This window comes from Paenibacillus sp. CAU 1782, from assembly GCF_054551715.1.
This window is the reverse complement of sequence record NZ_JBTOLL010000001.1, coordinates 1612774-1631424: the sequence shown is the minus strand read 5'-3', so window position 1 is coordinate 1631424 and position 18651 is coordinate 1612774. Positions and strand designations below refer to the sequence as shown.

Below are 18651 nucleotides of genomic sequence, written 5' to 3'. Positions count from 1 at the left end.
TTAAAAATAACATAAGCTTTCTGAATTTGACGACATCCCGGTGTTTTTCCGATTCTTCTTCATGTATAGTGAAAATATTGGAACATAAGGGCGTTCTGCAGGAGGTTAAATGAGATGGACAGACGGATATTGATAGTAGATGATGAACGCGAAATCGCTGAACTGATCGGCATTTATTTGAAAAATGAAGGTTTTGCCACCGAGATGGCATTTGACGGCGAACAGGCGCTGGAGGCTTGGGAGAGAGAACCGTTTGACCTGGTTATTCTGGATATTATGATGCCGAAGGTGGACGGGCTTGAGGTTTGCCGAACAATTCGCAGGGATCATCATGTACCGATTCTAATGGTTAGCGCCAAAACGCAGGATATGGACAAAATATTGGGGCTTATGACGGGAGCGGACGATTACATGGCCAAGCCGTTTAACCCGTTGGAGCTGCTGGCAAGAGTGCGCTCGCTGCTTCGCCGTTCCTACCAGTACAGCAAACCGGGTAACGGCGAAAATCGGGAGCAGAACGAAAATCGGGAGCTTAGGCTTGGTTCCCTGCGCATCGACAAGCTGAGCCATTCCGCCGATGTCGATGGCAAGCCGCTGCATCTCACCTCGACGGAGTTTGGCATATTGCATCTTTTGGCTGGCCAGCCTGGACGGGTGTTTAGCGCAGAGGATATTTTTCAGCAGGTATGGAAAGAAAAATATTTTGAGTCCAACAACACCGTGATGGTTCATATCAGCAAGCTCAGGGACAAGCTGGAGAAGGAGCTGGGCGAAAAGCTGATTGTAACGGTATGGGGGGTCGGCTACAAAATTGAGGGATAATATCGTCTTTCGACTGGTGTCGCGCTCCGTGGTGAATCTCTTTTTGGCCATTATACTTGGCTTGATCAGCACAGCGTTGTTATTTATGGTCGCTTTTTTTCTGTCCGGCACGTTCAACTCGATGTCCTTTATTCGAGATGTAGGCGGAGCTTTTTTGAACATGTTTGGCGGCGTGAATTCGGGCTCGGTTATCATTATTAGTGTATTTTCGCTGCTCTATTTCACAATGCTGCAATGGGCATTGCTCGGGTACATCGGTAAAATCAATCAGAACGTCCAGCAAATCGCCGAGGGCAAACTAGGCATGAATCATCAAATTCCTGTAAAGGAGCGCAGTCCTTTTGGCTCAACCGCGGTTTATGTGAACCAACTGCTCGTCAGGCTTCAAACGGCGCTTGAGGAGGAACGGCGGGCGGAACAAGCCAAAAACGAGCTGATTACCAACGTTTCGCATGATTTGCGCACTCCATTAACCTCCGTTGTTGGGTATTTGGGCCTTATTGATCAGGACCGCTACCGCGACGAGGTGGAACTGCGCCATTACATCAGCATTGCTTACGACAAATCCCAGAGGCTGAACGACTTGATCAATGATTTGTTCGAGTATACCAGAATGCGCCATGACAACATTTCGCTGAAGCTGGAGGCTCTGAATTTGACGGAACTGCTCAAGCAGCTGCTGGTGCAATACCGATTGGCGCTTCAGGAGGCCGGCATGGAGGGATTCTTGCATGGATCGGATACGCAAGCTGTCGCCAAGGCGGACACGACCAAGCTGCTTCGGGTTTTTGAAAATCTTATATCCAACGGTATCGCCTACGGAAAGGATGGGGGGCGAATCGACGTTTATTTGACGGTTCTGGACAAAGAGGTGAGGGTGGACGTCGTCAATTACGGCGAGCCGATATCGGCATCCGATTTGCCGCATGTGTTTGAGCGCTTTTACCGGGGCGACAAATCGCGGACGCAATGGTCCGGCGGCTCCGGCCTCGGGCTGGCGATATCCAAAAGCATCGTGGAAAAACACGGCGGCACAATTGAAGCGTTCAGTGATTCCAGACAAACCTCTTTCCGTGTTTCCTTGCCGAGAATTTAAACTGATTTAAGGTTTTCTTATGATTCAATTACAGTCTCCTTAAGCTTCGCTCCCTATACTAGAACGTATAGAGCACAGAAGCGGAAGGAGACTTTTTTGCATGATTGGAATGTCTGACAAGCTGCAAATGTTAGAGAGACGCGAGAAAAAAAGAAGGAATGCTTTAAAGATGACTGCAATACTGGCGGTGATTGCGGCAGTGTGCCTCGGATTTCAGTCGGTTAAAGGATTGTCGCCGGAAGCCGGCGTTCAACTGGAGGCGGCTGCCGCCATTTTGATCGATGTTGAAAGCGGGGAGGTTTTGTATCAGCATAATGCCGACAAACCGCTTCCGCCAGCCAGCATGTCCAAAATGATGACGGAGCTTGTTGTGTTGGATCAAATCTACAGCGGGGAGCTTCGCTGGAATGACGAGGTTTACGCAAGCGCTTATGCGGGAGCCATTCCCGGTTCCAGAATGGGGCTGGCGGAAGGCGATAAGGTTTTGGTGAGAGAATTGTTCGAAGCCATGACGATTTATTCGGCCAATGACGCGGCAGTAGCGCTGGCCGAAAAAATCGGCGGCACGGAGGATGGTTTTGTAGCCAAGATGAATGAACGCGCGGACCGGATTGGCTTATCCTCCACCGCAGTTTTCGGCAATGCTTCAGGATTGTCCAAAACCGATATTGCAGGCATACCGGGATCGGCCAGTACGCGCGATACTATGCTCAGCGCCAGAGATACAGCCAAGCTGGCAGGCCATCTGATTGGAAGATATCCCGAAGTGCTTGAGGTAAGCAGCCGCAGCAGCGTCAAGGTATCCACCAGCAAGCGCGCATTGGGGGCGACCAATTGGATGCTGGCCGATCAGCCTTATGCCTATCCGGGCAGCGATGGCCTTAAAACCGGCTATACGCCCAACGCGGGTTATTGCTTTACCGGCACGGTCAAGCAGGGCGAGCAACGTCTCATATCGGTTGTTATGGGGACCGATTCCAAAGAGGCTCGATTTGCAGAGACCGCCAAGCTGTATCAGCTTGGCTTTGGACGGCAAGGTTCCAGAAGCGTATAAAACAACAAGTTCCATGAATATTCATTTTCATGTTATATAAATTAACATAATTCTGTTTACTTCCGTTATTTCCCCTTCTATAATGAAGAAAAACACGGAATGAAGAGGTGAAACGCATGGCATTGACGGCAAAAGAAAAGGAGCAGCTGCTGCTGGCCATTGCCGCAGATTTGGCCAAACGGCGTTTGAAGCGGGGGGAAATGCTCAATTACAGCCAAAGCGCGGCTTTGATCACAATGGAAATGCAGGAAAGCGCCAGAAGCGGGGCATCGGTTGAGGAGCTTCAGAAGCGCGGTCGTAATTTGCTTAGCCGAGAGCAGGTAATGCCAGGCATCCCGGAAATGCTGGCTGAGCTTCAAGTCGAGGTGCCCTATGTCGACGGTACGGTTACGATCAAGCTGTCCAATCTCATTCCCCGCATCCATTAATCATGCAATGGCGGATTGAGGCGTCAGATGCGCAGATAGCGCGGTGGCGCTTTTTGATTTTTTGCGACAAAAGCAACATCGGTTCGTTGACGCTGGGAAGGGTCAGAGCTATACTGATTAATTAATGATCGGAAAAGCTCAGAGGATGGGGAGTGTCGCGGCTTGGAGGAAATAAACGAAGAACGGCTGGCATTGATGCAGAAACTGGACGAGGCTTTCCGCGATGTGCGCAAGCATATCCTTTCGGAATGGAATAAAAACAACGAGCACAATCTCGGCATGACGCATGGCAGGATGCTGATTCTGTTGTCCGATAACGGAGCGATGAAGGCCAGCGCGCTGGCGGAAGCTCTTTCCATTACCGGGGGCGGCGTCACGGGTATTGCGGATCGGCTCATCGAGCTTGGTTATATTAAGCGTGAGAGAAGCCAGGAGGATCGCCGCGCCGTATTGTTGACGCTGTCGGATCAAGGGCGTGCCGTAATCGGCAGCATGATGGAAGTTCGGCGCAATATTATGATCAAGCTTTTTAACGGCTTAAGCGCAGAGGATATGCTCAAAGGCATCCACTTATTCCAGACCATGAGCCAAAATATGGAGAGCTCTAAATAAGAAAACGCTCTATTGTTACAGAATCGTGACGAATATCACACTTTAGTTGATTAAAACATAAAAAAATGTAGAATAAAGGGGGAATTTGTCGATTATTACGGATTGACAAATTCCAATAAAAATACTAGGATAAGTAGGAATTGAACAATTATTTATCCAGTACGATCGTGAAAAGGGGAACTCGACATGAAAAAACAACTGGTTCTGCTGCTTGCCTTGATTTTGGCGGTAGGGGTAATCGCGGCATGCGGTGCTAAATCGAACAACTCGGGCAACACAAACGGCGCAGGCAACACAGCCGGCCAAAACGAAAGCGGCGGCAAGGAAGAGCCTAAACAACGCATCGCGCTGGTCCTTCCTGAGGCTATCGGCGTCAACCCGTTTTTTGCTCTGATGGATGAAGGCTTCAAACGCGCCGGAGAAGAATTTGGCGTCGAGGTTAAAACAATCGAATCCACTGATCCGGCCGCATTCGAACAAAACTTGCGGACGACGGTTGCAGAAAACTATGATCTGATCATTACTGCAACTTTCCAGGCTGAAGACGCACTGAACAAAATCGCTCCTGAAAATCCGGACAAGTCGTTTGCCATCATCGACACGGTGATTGATCAGCCGAATGTTCGCAGCGTTGTATTCCGCGAACATGAAGCAGCGTACCTGCTGGGTGCAGCTGCGGGACTTTCCACAAAAACGAACAAGGTAGGCGCGGTCGTAGCTATGGACGTTCCGCTGCTTAGCAAATACACATCCGGCTTTGAGCAAGGCTTGAAGCATACGAATCCCGATGCTGAACTGCTTATCAATTATGTAGGCAGCTTCACGGATTCCGCAAAAGGTAAAGAGATGGCTCTTCTGCAATACGACAAAGGCGTTGACTTCATCGCCGGCATGGCGGCTGTAGGCGACCTTGGCGTATTCGAAGCAGCGAAGGAGCGCGGCCTGTACGCTTCCGGCCAGGACGTTGACCGCACGGAGCTTGATCCTGAGCATATCGTATTGTCCCAGCTGAAAGGAACGGATGCCGTTGCCTACGAAACGGTTAAGGCATTTGTTGAAGGCACATTCCAATTCGGCAGCGCGGATTACGGTTTGAAGGAGGACGGAGTTGGCTTGACCTTCGTCACTCGCGACAGCAAGTCCGAGCTTAGCCCGTTCATTGGTCAAGAAAACGTGGATAAGCTGAAGGCTATTGCCGAAGAAATCAAATCCGGAACCATTCAAGTGGTTAACCCGCTTGCTCAATAAAACCAAAACGCCGGCTGCTCATTTGCGCAGCCGGTTTCCTTGTTGAATTCCCCTCGAGAGGAGCTCCGTACCGTGTTGTTGGAAATGGATGCAATTACTAAAAGTTATGGCTCAGTCGCTGCCAACAAAGGGGTTAGCTTCAAGCTGCGCAAGGGCGAGGTTCATGCGCTTGTAGGAGAAAACGGAGCAGGAAAAACAACGCTGATGCGGATTCTGTATGGGATGGAGACGCCGGATAGCGGAGTTATAAAGCTCAATGGAAAGGCCGTAAGCATGAATAGTCCGATGGATGCGATCCGAAATGGAATCGGGATGGTCCATCAGCATTTTATGCTTTTTTCGTCGTTTACCGTTGCAGAAAATATCGTGATCGGGCGCGAGCCTGAAAAAGGGATAGCCTTCGACCGAAAAGCGGCAGCCGCGGAAACGGTGAGGCTTTCGGAGCAATACGGAATGCCGGTAGATCCTTGGCAAAAAGTCAGCGATTGTCCGCTTGGCGTTCAGCAGCGCATCGAAATATTGAAGGTGCTGTATCAGGGCGCGGAGGTTATTATTTTAGACGAGCCTACCGGCGTTTTGACGCCTCTGGAGGTGAAGGAGCTGCTGGTGGCGATCCGTCAATTGGCGGACCAAGGCAAAAGCTTTATTCTGATCAGCCATAAACTGAACGAGGTTCTTGAAGTTGCCGATGTCATTACAGTGCTGCGCGATGGCGAAGTAACGGGCACGGTGAAGTCATCGGAAAGCAACGAAGAGCAATTGTCCCGCATGATGGTGGGACGGAATCTGGTTCAGCAATCCCGTTCCAGAATCCAATTGGGCAAACCCGTGCTGGAGTTGGCCGGGATCGGCCTCAAGGGCGGAAAGGTCAAGCCGCTTCTGGACAACATCGGTTTTTCCGTACGCGAAGGCGAAATTGTCGGTATCGCCGGCATTTCCGGCAACGGACAATCGGAGCTGCTGCAAGTGATTTCCGGACTGTCTACTCCTGATTCCGGAAGCGTCAAGCTGCAGGGCAAAGAGGTTGCGGGAGCTCCCGTTCATGCCATCCGTTCTGCGGGAATGGCCCATATTCCGGAAGACCGCTATCAATGGGGCGTATCCAAAGACGCTACCGTTGCGGAAAACGGCTTGATGGGCCATACGGGACGCCATCAAAGCTTTGGCGTTCTGAAGCATAAGGGCATTCGCGCAATGGTAGGTGAATGGGTTAGCCGTTTTGGCATCAAAACGGGTTCGCTGGCAACCAAAGCGCAGCATCTGTCCGGAGGCAATCTGCAGAAGCTGATCGTAGCTCGGGAGCTGGCTCAGGAAACGCCTTTTCTGATTGCGGCGGAACCAACCAGAGGCGTCGATGTTGGCGCAATGGAGATGATCCACGGCGAACTGCTTCACAGGCGCCAGGAGGGCGGAGCTATTTTGTTGGTCTCCTCCGAGCTTAGCGAGGTTTTGAAGCTGTCGGATCGTATTCTGGTTATGCTGGAAGGCAAAATTGTAGGCGAACTAACGGCCGAAGCGGCCACAGAAGAGAGAATAAGCTTGTTGATGGCGGGAGGGAAAGCAGTTGTCTAGCTTGAAAAATATAGCCAAATCGATGCTGCAGCCGCTGCTTGCCATCATTGCGGGCCTTGCGGTCGGAGCCATTGCTATTTTGGTTGTTGGCGGCTCTGTAAGCGAGACATACGCGGAAATGTGGAAGGGAGCATTCGGCAACTTTTACTTCCTGACCAACACGCTGGCGCGGGCCACCCCGATTATTCTCATCGGCTTAGGCGTTGCTTTGGCTTTCCGTGCGGGCTTTTTTAACATGGGTTCGGAGGGGCAGCTTGTGCTTGGCGCTTTGGCGGCTGCCGTAACCGTTATTTATTTGCCTGGGCCGGGCTGGCTCAGAATGATTGCGGGTTTGCTTGCAGGCATTACGGCAGGCGGCGTCTGGTCGGCGTTTGCAGGCTGGCTGGACGCTCGCTTCCGGCTTAATTTGCTCATCGTTACGCTTCTTCTCAATTACATCGCAACCTTGTTTACGGGTTATATGGTTGCCTATCCGCTCAAAGACAGAACCGGCTCCGCCGCCATGGCGCAGACGGTTATGCTGGATAAGGCGGCATGGCTGCCCAAGCTGTTTCAAGGGATGACGCTCCATGCCGGATTTATTCTGGCGGTGGCGGGTACGCTGCTGCTCTATCTGTTTATGAAGCATACCGTCAAAGGGTATGAAATTACAATGCTGGGCGGGAATCCCCTGTTCGCCAGCTACGGCGGCGTGCGGCGCGGCAGATTGATGATCGCAAGCATGTTTGCCAGCGGCGGCTTTGCCGGTCTGGCGGGAGCAGTAGAGGTGATGGGTACGCAATACCGTTTCCTGGACGGGGCGTTGACGTCCCCGGGCTATGCATGGTCGGGCATTATGGCGACTCTCCTTGCCGGCTCCAACCCTATCGGCACGGCGCTGGCGGCTCTATTGCTTGCGGCGCTGCAGACCGGGGGAATGGGCATGGAACGGAATACCGACGTGCCTCTGGAAGTTTCCAGCATTATTCAAGCCGCTTTGATTCTGTTCGTATCTGCAAAGCTCACACTATCATTTGTTAAGCGCAAGAAAGCGAGGTCGAAAGATGGATCAGCTGTTTGACGTTTCGTTGTTCGCCTCCGCGCTTCGCATGCTTGCGCCAATCCTGCTTGCCGCCCTTGGCGGTGCGATATGCGCCAGAGTCGGTCTGTTCAATGTCGGGTTAGAGGGGCTGATGCTCATCGGCGCTTTTGCTGCCATTGCCGGCAATTACTGGACAGGCAGCGTAGCGGCAGGCGTAATATTCGCGATGGCGTGCTCCGTCCTGTTTTCGCTATTGTTCGGCTATATGAGCATTCATCTAAAAGCCAATGTTATCGTTGTGGGCATTGCGCTCAACTTCCTTGCGCTTGGTTTGACAACCTTTGCGCTGCGCGCTATTTTTGATGTAAAGGGCGCTTATTACGACAAAAATATGAAGGGTCTGCCCAAATGGGACATCCCCTTGATCAAGGATATTCCGTGGCTTGGCGATTTCTTGTCCGGACATTCGATATTGATCTACATCTCCGTAATCATCGTGATTGGGCTGCAGTTTTATTTGTTCAAAACGGTTTCCGGTTTTCGGCTGCTGGCTGCCGGTGAAAATCCGACGGCGGCCAGAAGTCTTGGCATCAAGGTGTCCCGCATTCAATACGGAGCCGTTTTGCTCAGCGGCCTGTTATGCGGACTTGCCGGCGCCCAGCTATCGCTTGGCAACGTAACGATGTTTACGGAAGGCATGACGGACGGCAGAGGTTTCATTGCGCTCGTCGCCACCATGCTGGGCCAATCCAACCCGTTAGGCGTTGCGGCGGCCAGCCTGCTGTTCGGATTTATGGAATCGCTCAGCATCCGGCTGCAAGGTTTTGCTCTGCCGACGCATTTCACCATGATGGTGCCTTATGTGGTAACTCTGATCGCCATGTTTTTCTTTAAAGACAAAGGTTATCTGCAGGAAGCCAGAAAATCCAATGAAAGCTCGCGGTAATCCGAGTTTTTGGATTTTCGGTTTTGCGCCTGTGCTTTCACTATTTTTTAGAAACGCGGAGGAATGACTACCATGCACAACAAGGCTGAACGTCTCAAAAAAGTCAATCCCAGAGTAACGGAAGCAAATCCCGAAATCGCCCACAGAGTGCCGCCTGGTCAGACGGTAACGGACCGGTTCCCGATTTTGCACGAAGGGGAAGTGCCCGAATACAGCATGGCGGACTGGACACTGAACATATTTGGCGAGGTCGAGAAGGAAGGCGCTTGGACCTTTGACCAGCTGCTGGCGCTGCCGCAAACCAAGGTGGTCTGCGATATTCATTGCGTAACGCGCTGGTCCAAGCTGGATACGGAATGGGAGGGCGTACGCTTTTCGGAGCTGCTGTCCCATCTAGGGGTATCCCCTGAGGCTCGCTATGTGATGGTGCATGCCGATCAGGATTACGAAACCAATTTGCCGATTGAGGATTTGCTGCGAGACGATGTCATTCTGGCGCATCGTTATGACGGAGCTCCGCTTTCCGACAAGCATGGCGGACCGCTGCGGCTGATCGTGCCTCATCTGTATTTTTGGAAAAGCGCAAAATGGATAACCGGCTTGGAATTTATGAAGGAAGACCGGCCCGGATTTTGGGAACGCAATGGCTTCCACAATTACGCGGACCCATTCAGAGAGCAGCGCTTCTCCGGCGAAAACCTGGACATTCCCGAAGATGAATGGCTGAAAAAGGAGTTTGATTAAATGTTTTTGCCTATTCTGCAAGTAAATAGCGAAGACCTGCCAGGTTTGGCTATCGTATGCGGCGATCCCAGACGGGCGGAAGCCATCTCCAGCAAGCTGGAAAATGTCCGCGAGTTGTCCTTTGCCCGTGAATATCGTACGTTTGTTGGGGAATTCGACGGCGCCCGGCTGGCGGTTGTCAGCCATGGCGTAGGTTCGCCGGGAGCTGCGGTATGTTTTGAGGAGCTGATTCGCGGCGGCGTCGGCACGTTGATTCGGGTTGGCACGGCGGGCTCCTATTCGGCGGAGCATCCCGCTGGCAGCCTTATTGTGAGCACGGCTGCGATTCGGGCGGAAGGCTTGACCCGGCAGCTCGTGCCCGACGGTTTTCCAGCCGTCGCGGACAGCGCCGTTACGGAGGCGCTTTATGAAGCCGCGCTGCAGGGCGGAGGCGTTGTGAAAAAAGGACTGACGGTAACACTGGACGTCTTTTTCTCCGGCGTCGTTGATATTCCCCACAAAACATACAAAGCGGCTGGGGCGCTGGCTGTCGAAATGGAGATTGCCGCGTTGTATGTCGTTGCATCTCTGCGAGGGGCGCGCGCCGGCGCGATTTTGGCGCTGGATGGTTATGCGGACGCCGATCTGGCTGCCGAATACGATCCTCATTCCGATGCAGTAGCGGAAGCCGTGGAGCGGGAAATCAACGCTGCGCTGCAAGCTGCGGTCAAGCTGGCTTCCCGCTGATTAAGCTCTACTTGCCATAAGCGAAGCTTTATCTGCTTTAGCTGTTTTTGCCTTAGCTGATCGAACATTGCTATTTTTAGCCTGGCTTCTTAAGGGAATCAAGCTGAAAAGTCCGCCGTTGCTGCGGCGTCGCATGGCCTTTAGAGCCGTCGGAGAGGAGCGCTTGCTGTGAGCGGTATATTCAAACCGGAGTGGCTGGAGGGGGACAAGCATCCACGCGTATTCGCCTATTATTTTAAACAATGGGCCGATTATACGATGAGCTTTCATACTCACGCTTCCGTCGAAATTATGTATGTCCTGTCCGGCAAATGCCGAATAGAGGTAGCTCGTGATTACCCCGGCCGCGATGGAGGCGAAGTGTTATCGGCGGACGTTGCGGCTAAGAGAGACCGGAAACGTTTGGTTCCAGAGGAGGAGCCCCAGGTTCAATGGACCGGGGCCTTTTCCCGTTATGAGCTAAAAAAAGGCCAGTTTATCGTTTTGGATGCCACGGTGCCGCATCGGCTGCTAGTTGAGGAGAAAGGTCCTTGCCGGATGCTCAATGTCGAATTTGATATGGCGGATGCCGCAACCGGGCTGCCTTCGCTGAGAATGTTATGCGAGGAGGACGAAGGTGTCAGGGAGCTTGTGGAGGAAATGTCCACTCACCTTGTTTTATCGGATTGCGACGAGCTTTATCCGGTGCTCAAAAGTCTGGTGCTGGAGCTAGGAGCAGGCGAAGACCTGCGCAAGGTGAAGGTTCAGCTCCTTTTTGCCCAGCTGCTGGTGACAATTGCGCATATCCGGAGGGAGACGTTGGCCAAGGGGGACAATCCTGCAGGCCGTTATGTGACGGAGGCAGTGCGTTACATGCAGCAAAACTACGACCGCGATATTGGAGTCAAGGACATCGCATCGGCGGTTAATCTGCATCCGGGCTACCTACATCGGGTATTCGGAGCCGCCACCGGCACGACGATTACGTCCTACCTGACAGACTTGCGAATGGAAAAAGCGATGATGCTGCTGCGACGGACCGACATTCCCATAGGCGATATTCCCGAATATGCCGGCATTGGAAGCCGGGCCTACTTTCATGCCTTATTCCGCAAGCATACGGGAGTTACGCCCGTCGAATACCGCAAATCCCAGCAGTTCCACCAGAGCTATTGGGAGCAGGAAGAACGTAATCCGGATTTTAAAAAGTGACGATTTCTGACAAGCCGGCGCTTAACTGGTCACCATTTTGATAACGCTTACGGAGGAGTGTTGCTACAATGGGATCATAGATAGATGATTCGGCTTTATGGCCGGCTTGGAGGAGATGCGATTATGTCCAATGTCAAAATTACGTTTATCGGCGCGGGGTCTATCGGCTTTACGAGAGGGCTTCTACGTGATTTATTGTCAGTCCCGGAGCTTCAGAAGATTTCGGTTTCGTTTACCGATATCAGCGAGTCCAATTTGAAGATGGTGACGGAGCTATGCCAACGGGATATTACTGAAAATGGCCTTGATATTAAAATCCATGCTACAACCAACCGCAAGGAAGCGTTGAAGGATGCCAACTACGTTATTTGTACGATTCGGGTCGGCGGCCTGGAGGCTTTCGCAAGCGATGTGGATATCCCGCTGAAATACGGGGTGGATCAGTGCGTCGGCGATACGTTATGCGCCGGGGGCATCATGTACGGGCAACGCGGTATCGCGGAGATGCTGAACATTTGCCGTGACATCCGGGAAAACGCCGCTTCCGATGTGCTTTTGCTCAACTACGCCAATCCGATGGCGATGTTGACCTGGGCATGCAACAAATACGGCGGCGTGCGCACTGTGGGGCTTTGCCATGGCGTACAAGGCGGGCATTGGCAGATTGCCGAGGCGTTTGGACTGAAGCAGGAGGAAGTAGATATTATCTGCGCGGGCATCAACCATCAAACCTGGTATATTTCCATTTCCCATCAGGGCAAGGATTTGACCGGCGATCTGCTGGAAGCGTTCGAGCGTCACGAGGACTTCAGCCGGACCGAGAAGGTACGCATTGACATGCTGCGCCGTTTTGGCTATTACAGCACGGAATCCAACGGGCATTTGAGCGAATATGTGCCATGGTATAGAAAAAGGCCGGAGGAAATCGGCGACTGGATCGATCTCGGCAACTGGATCAATGGAGAAACCGGCGGTTACCTGCGTGTATGCACGGAAGGCCGGAGCTGGTTCGAGACGGATTTCCCGAACTGGATGAAAGATGCGCCGCTGGAGTACAGGAGCGAGCTGAGAAGCCATGAGCATGGCTCCTATATTATCGAAGCGCTTGAAACGGGCCGAGTGTACCGTGGCCATTTCAACGTTATCAACAACGGCATCATCGCCAATTTGCCGCATGACGCGGTAATCGAAGCGCCGGGTTACGTTGACCGAAACGGCATTTCGATGCCAACGGTAGGCGATCTGCCGCTAGGACCGGCGGCTGTCTGCAATGTCAGCATTTCGGTTCAACGCCTGGCTGTTGAAGCGGCCGTGCACGGCGACGACAAGCTGCTGCGGCAAGCGTTTATGATGGACCCGCTTGTAGGCGCTGTCTGCAATCCAAAGGAAATTTGGCAGATGGTCGATGAAATGCTGGTTGCAGGAAGCCAGTGGCTGCCGCAATACGGAGAAGCCATCGCTGCTGCCAAGCAGCGTCTTGAGACCGGTCCGCTGCTTCCGACCAGGGATTATAAGGGAGCTGCGCGTCTTAAAGTGAAATCGGTAGAAGAAATGCAGCAGGACCGGGATGCCGCCAATCGCAACGCAGGCGAATCCGATAAAGGCAAGGACAGAGCCAAAGCAACAAACGAATAACCCTCGCCGTCACCCATGCTTGGCCCGTTAGTACGGACTGAGCATGGGTGATTTAGCTAGAGCTGTTGGTAAACTGGCTGGATTAGCTGCAGGAGCTAGAGTTTGTGGTTGAACTCGCTGGAGCGTTTGGTTTAAGCAGCTGGTATTTCCACTTAAACTCGCTGGAGAGCTTGGGTGAACAACCGTAATGGTTAGGTTTTTCATGTGTTCCAAAGCTTAAACCCAGGCGAACCTCGTTGCGGCACGAAACAGAAACAAGGCAGAAGCATAACAGAAACAAAGCCGAAGCATAGCAGAAACAAAGCAGAAACAAAGCAGAAGCATAACAGAAACAAAGCAGAAGCATAACAGAAACAAAGCAGAAGCATAACAGAAACAAAGCAGAAGCATAGCAGAAACAAAGCAGAAACAAAGCAGAAAGGCACGACGCAATTTAGGCTTGGCGCGGTGCGTATTTCAGCTCGATCGGCAGCAATTTGGCCGTAGGCGGGCTCCATTTTGGCGGGCCGTATTTTTTCAAATATCCTAAAGTATTCAAGCTGTCGCCTATGGGTAATTCCTTGTCCATTTCGCGCAGCAGTTCCCATGTGGCCGTTACGTCGTTTAATGCACGGTGGCCTCCAACAAGAGAAATTCCGTATTTCTCGCACATATCCCCAAGGGTATGAGGGTATACATGATTCAGTCTGCTGATCGTCAGCGTGTCGATATAATCGTTGCTGAAGGAACGCCCCGCGATTCGCAGCAGGGAATGATGGAGAAAGCCCAGGTCAAACAATGCGTTATGCGCAATTAATATATGATCGCCAAGCATCCGGTTCAAGATTCGGAAAGCCGTATCCTCATCCATGCCTGTAGAGGTCATTTCATCCGTTATTCCCGTAATTTCCGTTATTTTGGGCGAAAGCTTGCCGTCATATTTGACAAGCGTGCTGAATTCGCTGGCGACAACGCCGTTAACGACTCGGACCGCCGCCATTTCAATGACCCGGTCTTTGGCAGGATCAAGCCCGCTGGTTTCAAAATCAAACACCGTAAAGGAATTGCCCGAAATAAAGCTCATCTGAAAGTCACCGTCTTTGCAGTTGGTTTTGTTTTTCTCATCCTTTACTTATTCTGCAAAAAGTCCGAATTCCCTTCCTAAGCGATGTCATCGCGATATGTCTTTTGGGCCCTTTCTACTGGAAACGATATCGATTATAGATAGCCGGTATGGTAGACTGTCACTGAATGCCGTCTGAGAAGCACGTTTTCAAAAGAAAAAGTGGGCTTTTTGAACAACCTTTTAAAAGCCGGAAGCGACAGGGGGATGTCAACCATGAATTTGCCGCGAAGGCTGCTCAATGCTTGGAATTATGTAAAAGCTTCGCCGCTGCCGCCGGACCAGCGTCTGGGGCGTGATGCCGTAACCGCTCTCATTATACATAGCTGCTTTCAATTCGGAGCATCGATGTCCGGATTGTTTCTCAATTTGTATTTATGGCGGCTGACGCAGGACTTAACGATTAACGCCGTATACAATATCATTTCTTTTGCTATTACGCCTGCTGCATTTGCCTTGGGCGGGCTAATTGCCAAAAAACGCGACAGGATGTTGACCTATCGCATCGGTATCGTCATGATTGCTATATTTTACCTGATGGTCATTATTGCCCAGGAGCATGTGCCGGAATATTACATCTGGTTTGCGTTGTTCAACGGCATAGCCGGCGGTTTCTACTGGACCGGTTATCTGGTGCTGCAATACGATGTGTCCACCGACGCCAACCGTATCCGGTTTTTAGCCATGAATATGGTTATGTTCAACACGGCGGGACTTGCGGGTCCGGCGCTTGCCGGTTTTATCATTCAGCGTAATGACGGGCTGCAGGGGTATATCTTTATTTTTACCTTGGCTTTTATAATGTTTGTTATCGCCGCGGTGATCAGCTTCCGCATTCCGACGGTACATTCCCATCACAAGACGTATTATCTGAAAATGATGGGGCTTGTCATGCAGCGAAACCGCCGCTGGCTTAAAGCGCTGTACGGCTTTTTGGTCATGGGGCTGTTCCAGGGGATTATGCTGTTTTTGCCCAATATTATGTTGTTTCAAGCTGTCGGGCGAGAGGATTGGGTCGGTTATCTTGGCGTTTTCTTTTCCTCGCTTACCGTTGCGACGGGTTACGTCATTTCCCGAAAAGCTCAGAAGGAAAATGTACGGATCTATGTTTTTGCATCCACAACAGGCGTAGTTATTGGTGCAGGCCTTCTTCTGCTTGGGGTGGAACTGTGGTCGGTGGTCACCTTCATGATTCTGTTCTCGATTTGCAACCCGCTTGCCATCAATACGTTGACGTCTTATTACTACCGGCTTATGGGGACGCTGCCGCTAAAAGGGCAGCTGCGGATCGAATCCGTTGTGATGCGGGAGCTTTTCCTCAATATTGGACGCGTTTTGTCCATTTCATTGCTGGTGCTGTTTGTTGCGGATCTTCAATCTCTTTGGATGCCGGTCATACTGTTTGGCATGGCAGCGATGCAATATTTGCTGGTGCTGCTTATTCGGGAAAAACCTGCGTCTGAAGCGGAACGTTGCGAATAGCGGAGGGAGATCACCGTGTACCATTTGTAGTCCATCAAGAAGGTATGCATTGTGAAGTTCTTTATCAAAAAGCTAGACATCAAGAAGGTATGCATTGTGAAGTTCTTTATCAAAAAGCTAGACATCAAGAAGGTATGCATTGTGAAGTTCTTTATCAAAAAGCTAGACATCAAGAAGCGATGCATTAGAAGAAATCATCAAGAATCTATGCAACAAGAAGTTTTCTTCGAATCTCCGCATGGCTTTTCCGCTAGGGATGTAGACATTTTTTCTTTTGTTGCCCGCCCTGCAAGGTGCTTCTCGCCTGCAAGGCGGGTTTTTGGTTTTTGCAGCGGGTTTGTTACTGTAGCGGGTTTGTGTGAGCAGCAGGCTTGTTACTGTAGCGGGTTTGTGTGAGCAGTAGGCTTGTTACTGTAGCGGGTTTGTGTGAGCAGCGGGTTCGTTACTGTGGCGGGTTTGTGTCAGCAGTGGGCTTGTTACTGTAGCGGGTTTGTATCTGCAGCGGGTTCGTTACTGTAGCGGGTTTGTGTGAGCAGCGGGTTCGTTACTGTGGCGGGTTTGTGTCAGCAGTGGGCTTGTTACTGTAGTTGGTTTGGGTCTGAGCGGATTTTGTTTCTGTAGTGGATTTTGGCTTCGTCAGCAGTTTTAGGTTTTGGGGTATTGATGTGTTGAGGTGTTTATTTGGTTTGTTGTGAACCGCTGCGGTCTAATGGTCATTTGTGACCATTAGAACGATAAAAAGCGATATTGGTAAATTCTAACGGTCAAATCCGTCCGTTAGCAATCAAAAACAGCATATTTGATGTGAAAATAAGCTCTAATGGTCACATTTGACCATTAGAAATGAAATTTGTCTAAAAAACGCTTCTAACGGTCAGAAATGACCGTAAGAGAGCAAGCTAACGAGGGGAAACGAACGAAACTAGGTGGAGAAGTAGAGAATAAAGCAGCCTTTGCTCAACAAGTGACTAATCTTTCCAAGTGACTGGATCATTAGCCAACGAATGATCATTGCCAAGAGACTAATCACTGATTGGACAAAGGCTGCGTTGTGTTATTTATTTCTTCGGTACCAAACAACCACTAGGCAAGATAGCAGCAGGAGAATGAGGGCGATGCCTGCATATGTGGCCTCCTGGATAGGATCGTTTTGGCCGGCAGCTGCGCTGCCGTTTAAATTTCCGTTACCGGGAAAGCCGCCCATACCTCCCATGCCACCTTGGAACCCGCCGCCTTGGTCAAAATTTCCCCGGTCAGGTCGTCCCATGCCGCCCTGGAATCCACCACCGTTAGCGTTGGCGTCCATGTTGGGCATGCCGCCTTGGAATGCGCCGCCGTTAGCGTTGGCGTCCATGTTGGGCATGCCGCCTTGGAATCCTCCGCCGCCTTCAGCGTTGGCGTCCATGTTGGGCATGCCGCCCTGGAACCCGCCACCGTAGCCATTGGCGTCCATGTTGGGCATGCCGCCTTGGAACCCGCCCCCTTCAGCGTTGGCGTCCATGTTGGGCATGCCGCCTTGGAACCCGCCCCCTTCAGCGTTGGCGTCCATGTTGGGCATGCCGCCTTGGAATGCGCCGCCTTCAGCGTTGGCGTCCATGTTGGGAAAGCCGCCCATGCCGCCCTGAAATCCGCCACCGTCAGCGTTGCCGCGGGGACGTCCCATGCCGCCGCCCATACCGCCGCCCATGCCTGAGCCGTCGCCGGCGGATGGAGATGTTCCGTCGAGCTGGTCTGCTATTTTGGCGGTGTTGCTGGCATTATAGGAAATGAGCTGCTGCACGCCTTGCTGGAACTGCTCAAAGGTGACAAATGCCGTAGGATCGGCTTGTACCTTGTCGCTGATCAAGTCCTGAATATCCCCAACTCTTGCTGCAAAAGCTTCCTCCGACAAATAACCCTGTATCGTTTCCTTCAACATCTCGTGATACCGTTCCTTGTAGGCGTCTACCGCCAGCAGCTTGGCGATTAGCGGCCTATCCGCTAAAGCTCCCGTTGTGGGTTCATCGATAAGAACTTCCCCGCTTCCAAAACCGCCGAAGGCCATGTTGAAGTCCCAAGGCAATATAGAGTAGATTCCGCTGTTTCCAAAAAGATAATAGTTATGCTTTTTGTCGGAATGATAGCTGTCAAAATTCCCGCCGGCCACATTTAAAGCAAAATAGCCAAGCGCATGGTCTACGTTAAGTACGGATTCATAATCGGAGCCGTTGTTCAGCACGTCGAGCATGTGAAGCAAGCTGTCGTCATCGGCTTTGCCCTGCTTGGCGTCAAGCCCGGTATAGCTCTCAATCGTCTCCAGCCAGGTAAGCTCGCTGCCGTTTCCGCCGTTAGCTTTGTATAGAGCGCCGGCGCTGGTGCCAAAATGGCGCTCCAGATAAGCATCGCCGATTTGCTCGATTGCCAGATACAAGCCTTTTAGCTCGTCGTTGACATACAACTGGACAAAGGAATATTTTGGCGTTGGCAGACCTAACGTTTCCGCAAGCTCATAAGCAAGAAATTCCCGCATATAAGAGGCGTCGCTATATCCATTGTTCAGATTTACCTTTGAAATGCCGCCTAACGTCTGATTGACATATTCATCAAAGGATATTTTAAAGCTGTAGCGATCGGAATCATTATTTCGGGCAACGCTGGTCAGGCTTAAATTGCCTTTTGTCCGAATGGCTACATTGTCGAAAACTTCGCCGTTGTAATCCACGCTAGCTTCCATCAATTCCTCTGCAAGCGGATTATTCAGCATGCTTTGAAATTTGTCTGGATCTATCGTCACCTTGACGTCAATCACTTTGTCCTTGGGAAAATAGAGCTCGTCCAGGCTCTGCCCGAATCCCGTGACGGAAGTCCCGGCTTCTCCTCCTTTACTGCCGCTATCGGCCAGACTGCCGTAGATGGCGCAGCCCGCGAGAAATGCCAGCAGTGCGATGGAGCAGGGCCATAGAAGCTTTTTGCCCAGCTTGCCTGCCTTCATG

Annotated in this window: 16 protein-coding genes; 14 read left to right on the top strand and 2 right to left on the bottom strand. The window is 51.5% G+C overall.

All coding sequences use genetic code 11. The features are described from left to right. Positions 1-114 precede the first annotated feature (114 nt). From ACX93W_RS07840 to melA, 13 genes are all read left to right on the top strand, one after another. Positions 115-822, top strand: a complete 708-nt coding sequence (locus tag ACX93W_RS07840; RefSeq protein WP_459391735.1) for a response regulator transcription factor — start codon at positions 115-117, stop codon at positions 820-822. Next, positions 812-1918, top strand: a complete 1107-nt coding sequence (locus ACX93W_RS07835; protein WP_459391734.1) for a sensor histidine kinase — start codon at positions 812-814, stop codon at positions 1916-1918. Before ACX93W_RS07840 ends, ACX93W_RS07835 begins: the two co-directional genes overlap by 11 nt. A gap of 100 nt (positions 1919-2018) precedes the next feature. After that, positions 2019-2972, top strand: coding sequence for a D-alanyl-D-alanine carboxypeptidase family protein (locus tag ACX93W_RS07830; protein ID WP_459391733.1), 954 nt, complete (start codon positions 2019-2021; stop codon positions 2970-2972). A 116-nt stretch (positions 2973-3088) separates the two neighbouring features. Next, positions 3089-3400, top strand: coding sequence for an urease subunit gamma (gene ureA, locus ACX93W_RS07825; RefSeq protein ID WP_459391732.1), 312 nt, complete (start codon positions 3089-3091; stop codon positions 3398-3400). A gap of 162 nt (positions 3401-3562) precedes the next feature. After that, positions 3563-4012 carry a MarR family winged helix-turn-helix transcriptional regulator gene (locus tag ACX93W_RS07820; protein ID WP_459391731.1) on the top strand — a complete coding sequence of 150 codons (450 nt, stop codon included), beginning with the start codon at positions 3563-3565 and terminating at the stop codon, positions 4010-4012. A 186-nt stretch (positions 4013-4198) separates the two neighbouring features. Beyond that, positions 4199-5260, top strand: a complete 1062-nt coding sequence (locus ACX93W_RS07815; RefSeq protein WP_459391730.1) for a BMP family lipoprotein — start codon at positions 4199-4201, stop codon at positions 5258-5260. Between the two features lie 72 nt (positions 5261-5332). Continuing rightward, positions 5333-6832: an ABC transporter ATP-binding protein gene (locus ACX93W_RS07810; RefSeq protein WP_459391729.1), complete on the top strand. Its 1500-nt coding sequence runs from the start codon at positions 5333-5335 to the stop codon at positions 6830-6832. After that, positions 6825-7892 carry an ABC transporter permease gene (locus ACX93W_RS07805; RefSeq protein ID WP_459391728.1) on the top strand — a complete coding sequence of 356 codons (1068 nt, stop codon included), beginning with the start codon at positions 6825-6827 and terminating at the stop codon, positions 7890-7892. The genes ACX93W_RS07810 and ACX93W_RS07805 overlap by 8 nt, the downstream gene beginning before the upstream one ends. Next, the gene (locus ACX93W_RS07800; RefSeq protein WP_459391727.1) at positions 7876-8799 is read left to right on the top strand and encodes an ABC transporter permease; all 924 of its coding nucleotides are present in this window, start codon (positions 7876-7878) and stop codon (positions 8797-8799) included. Before ACX93W_RS07805 ends, ACX93W_RS07800 begins: the two co-directional genes overlap by 17 nt. A 72-nt stretch (positions 8800-8871) precedes the next feature. Further along, entirely contained in the window at positions 8872-9543 is a 672-nt protein-coding gene (locus ACX93W_RS07795) for a sulfite oxidase-like oxidoreductase (protein WP_459391726.1), read from the top strand. After that, positions 9544-10269 (top strand): nucleoside phosphorylase, encoded by a 726-nt coding sequence (locus ACX93W_RS07790; RefSeq protein WP_459391725.1) that lies wholly within the window; start codon positions 9544-9546, stop codon positions 10267-10269. It begins immediately after the preceding gene. Positions 10270-10437: 168 nt separating this feature from the next. Further along, positions 10438-11460: an AraC family transcriptional regulator gene (locus ACX93W_RS07785; RefSeq protein ID WP_459391724.1), complete on the top strand. Its 1023-nt coding sequence runs from the start codon at positions 10438-10440 to the stop codon at positions 11458-11460. A gap of 123 nt (positions 11461-11583) precedes the next feature. Beyond that, entirely contained in the window at positions 11584-13095 is a 1512-nt protein-coding gene (melA, locus tag ACX93W_RS07780; RefSeq protein WP_459391723.1) for an alpha-galactosidase, read from the top strand. Between the two features lie 433 nt (positions 13096-13528). On the opposite strand, the gene ACX93W_RS07775 is transcribed toward melA, so the two are convergent. Beyond that, the gene (locus ACX93W_RS07775) at positions 13529-14158 is read right to left on the bottom strand and encodes a 3'-5' exonuclease (protein WP_459391722.1); all 630 of its coding nucleotides are present in this window, start codon (positions 14156-14158) and stop codon (positions 13529-13531) included. A gap of 255 nt (positions 14159-14413) precedes the next feature. On the opposite strand from ACX93W_RS07775, the gene ACX93W_RS07770 reads away from it, so the two are divergent. Beyond that, the gene (locus ACX93W_RS07770) at positions 14414-15679 is read left to right on the top strand and encodes an MFS transporter (protein ID WP_459391721.1); all 1266 of its coding nucleotides are present in this window, start codon (positions 14414-14416) and stop codon (positions 15677-15679) included. Positions 15680-16733: 1054 nt separating this feature from the next. On the opposite strand, the gene ACX93W_RS07765 is transcribed toward ACX93W_RS07770, so the two are convergent. Next, positions 16734-18650 carry a CotH kinase family protein gene (locus ACX93W_RS07765; protein ID WP_459391720.1) on the bottom strand — a complete coding sequence of 639 codons (1917 nt, stop codon included), beginning with the start codon at positions 18648-18650 and terminating at the stop codon, positions 16734-16736. Between the last annotated feature and the right edge of the window lies 1 nt (position 18651).

Excerpts from the sequence above, each read along its gene's own strand:
- ACX93W_RS07790 (WP_459391725.1), top strand. The coding sequence starts at position 9,544 with ATGTTTTTGCCTATTCTGCAAGTAAATAGCGAAGACCTGCCAGGTTTG.
- melA (WP_459391723.1), top strand. The coding sequence starts at position 11,584 with ATGTCCAATGTCAAAATTACGTTTATCGGCGCGGGGTCTATCGGCTTT.
- ureA (WP_459391732.1), top strand. The coding sequence starts at position 3,089 with ATGGCATTGACGGCAAAAGAAAAGGAGCAGCTGCTGCTGGCCATTGCC.
- ACX93W_RS07795 (WP_459391726.1), top strand. The coding sequence starts at position 8,872 with ATGCACAACAAGGCTGAACGTCTCAAAAAAGTCAATCCCAGAGTAACG.
- ACX93W_RS07775 (WP_459391722.1), bottom strand. The coding sequence starts at position 14,158 with ATGAGCTTTATTTCGGGCAATTCCTTTACGGTGTTTGATTTTGAAACC.
- ACX93W_RS07815 (WP_459391730.1), top strand. The coding sequence starts at position 4,199 with ATGAAAAAACAACTGGTTCTGCTGCTTGCCTTGATTTTGGCGGTAGGG.
- ACX93W_RS07765 (WP_459391720.1), bottom strand. The coding sequence starts at position 18,650 with ATGAAGGCAGGCAAGCTGGGCAAAAAGCTTCTATGGCCCTGCTCCATC.
- ACX93W_RS07770 (WP_459391721.1), top strand. The coding sequence starts at position 14,414 with ATGAATTTGCCGCGAAGGCTGCTCAATGCTTGGAATTATGTAAAAGCT.
- ACX93W_RS07830 (WP_459391733.1), top strand. The coding sequence starts at position 2,019 with ATGATTGGAATGTCTGACAAGCTGCAAATGTTAGAGAGACGCGAGAAA.
- ACX93W_RS07800 (WP_459391727.1), top strand. The coding sequence starts at position 7,876 with ATGGATCAGCTGTTTGACGTTTCGTTGTTCGCCTCCGCGCTTCGCATG.
- ACX93W_RS07840 (WP_459391735.1), top strand. The coding sequence starts at position 115 with ATGGACAGACGGATATTGATAGTAGATGATGAACGCGAAATCGCTGAA.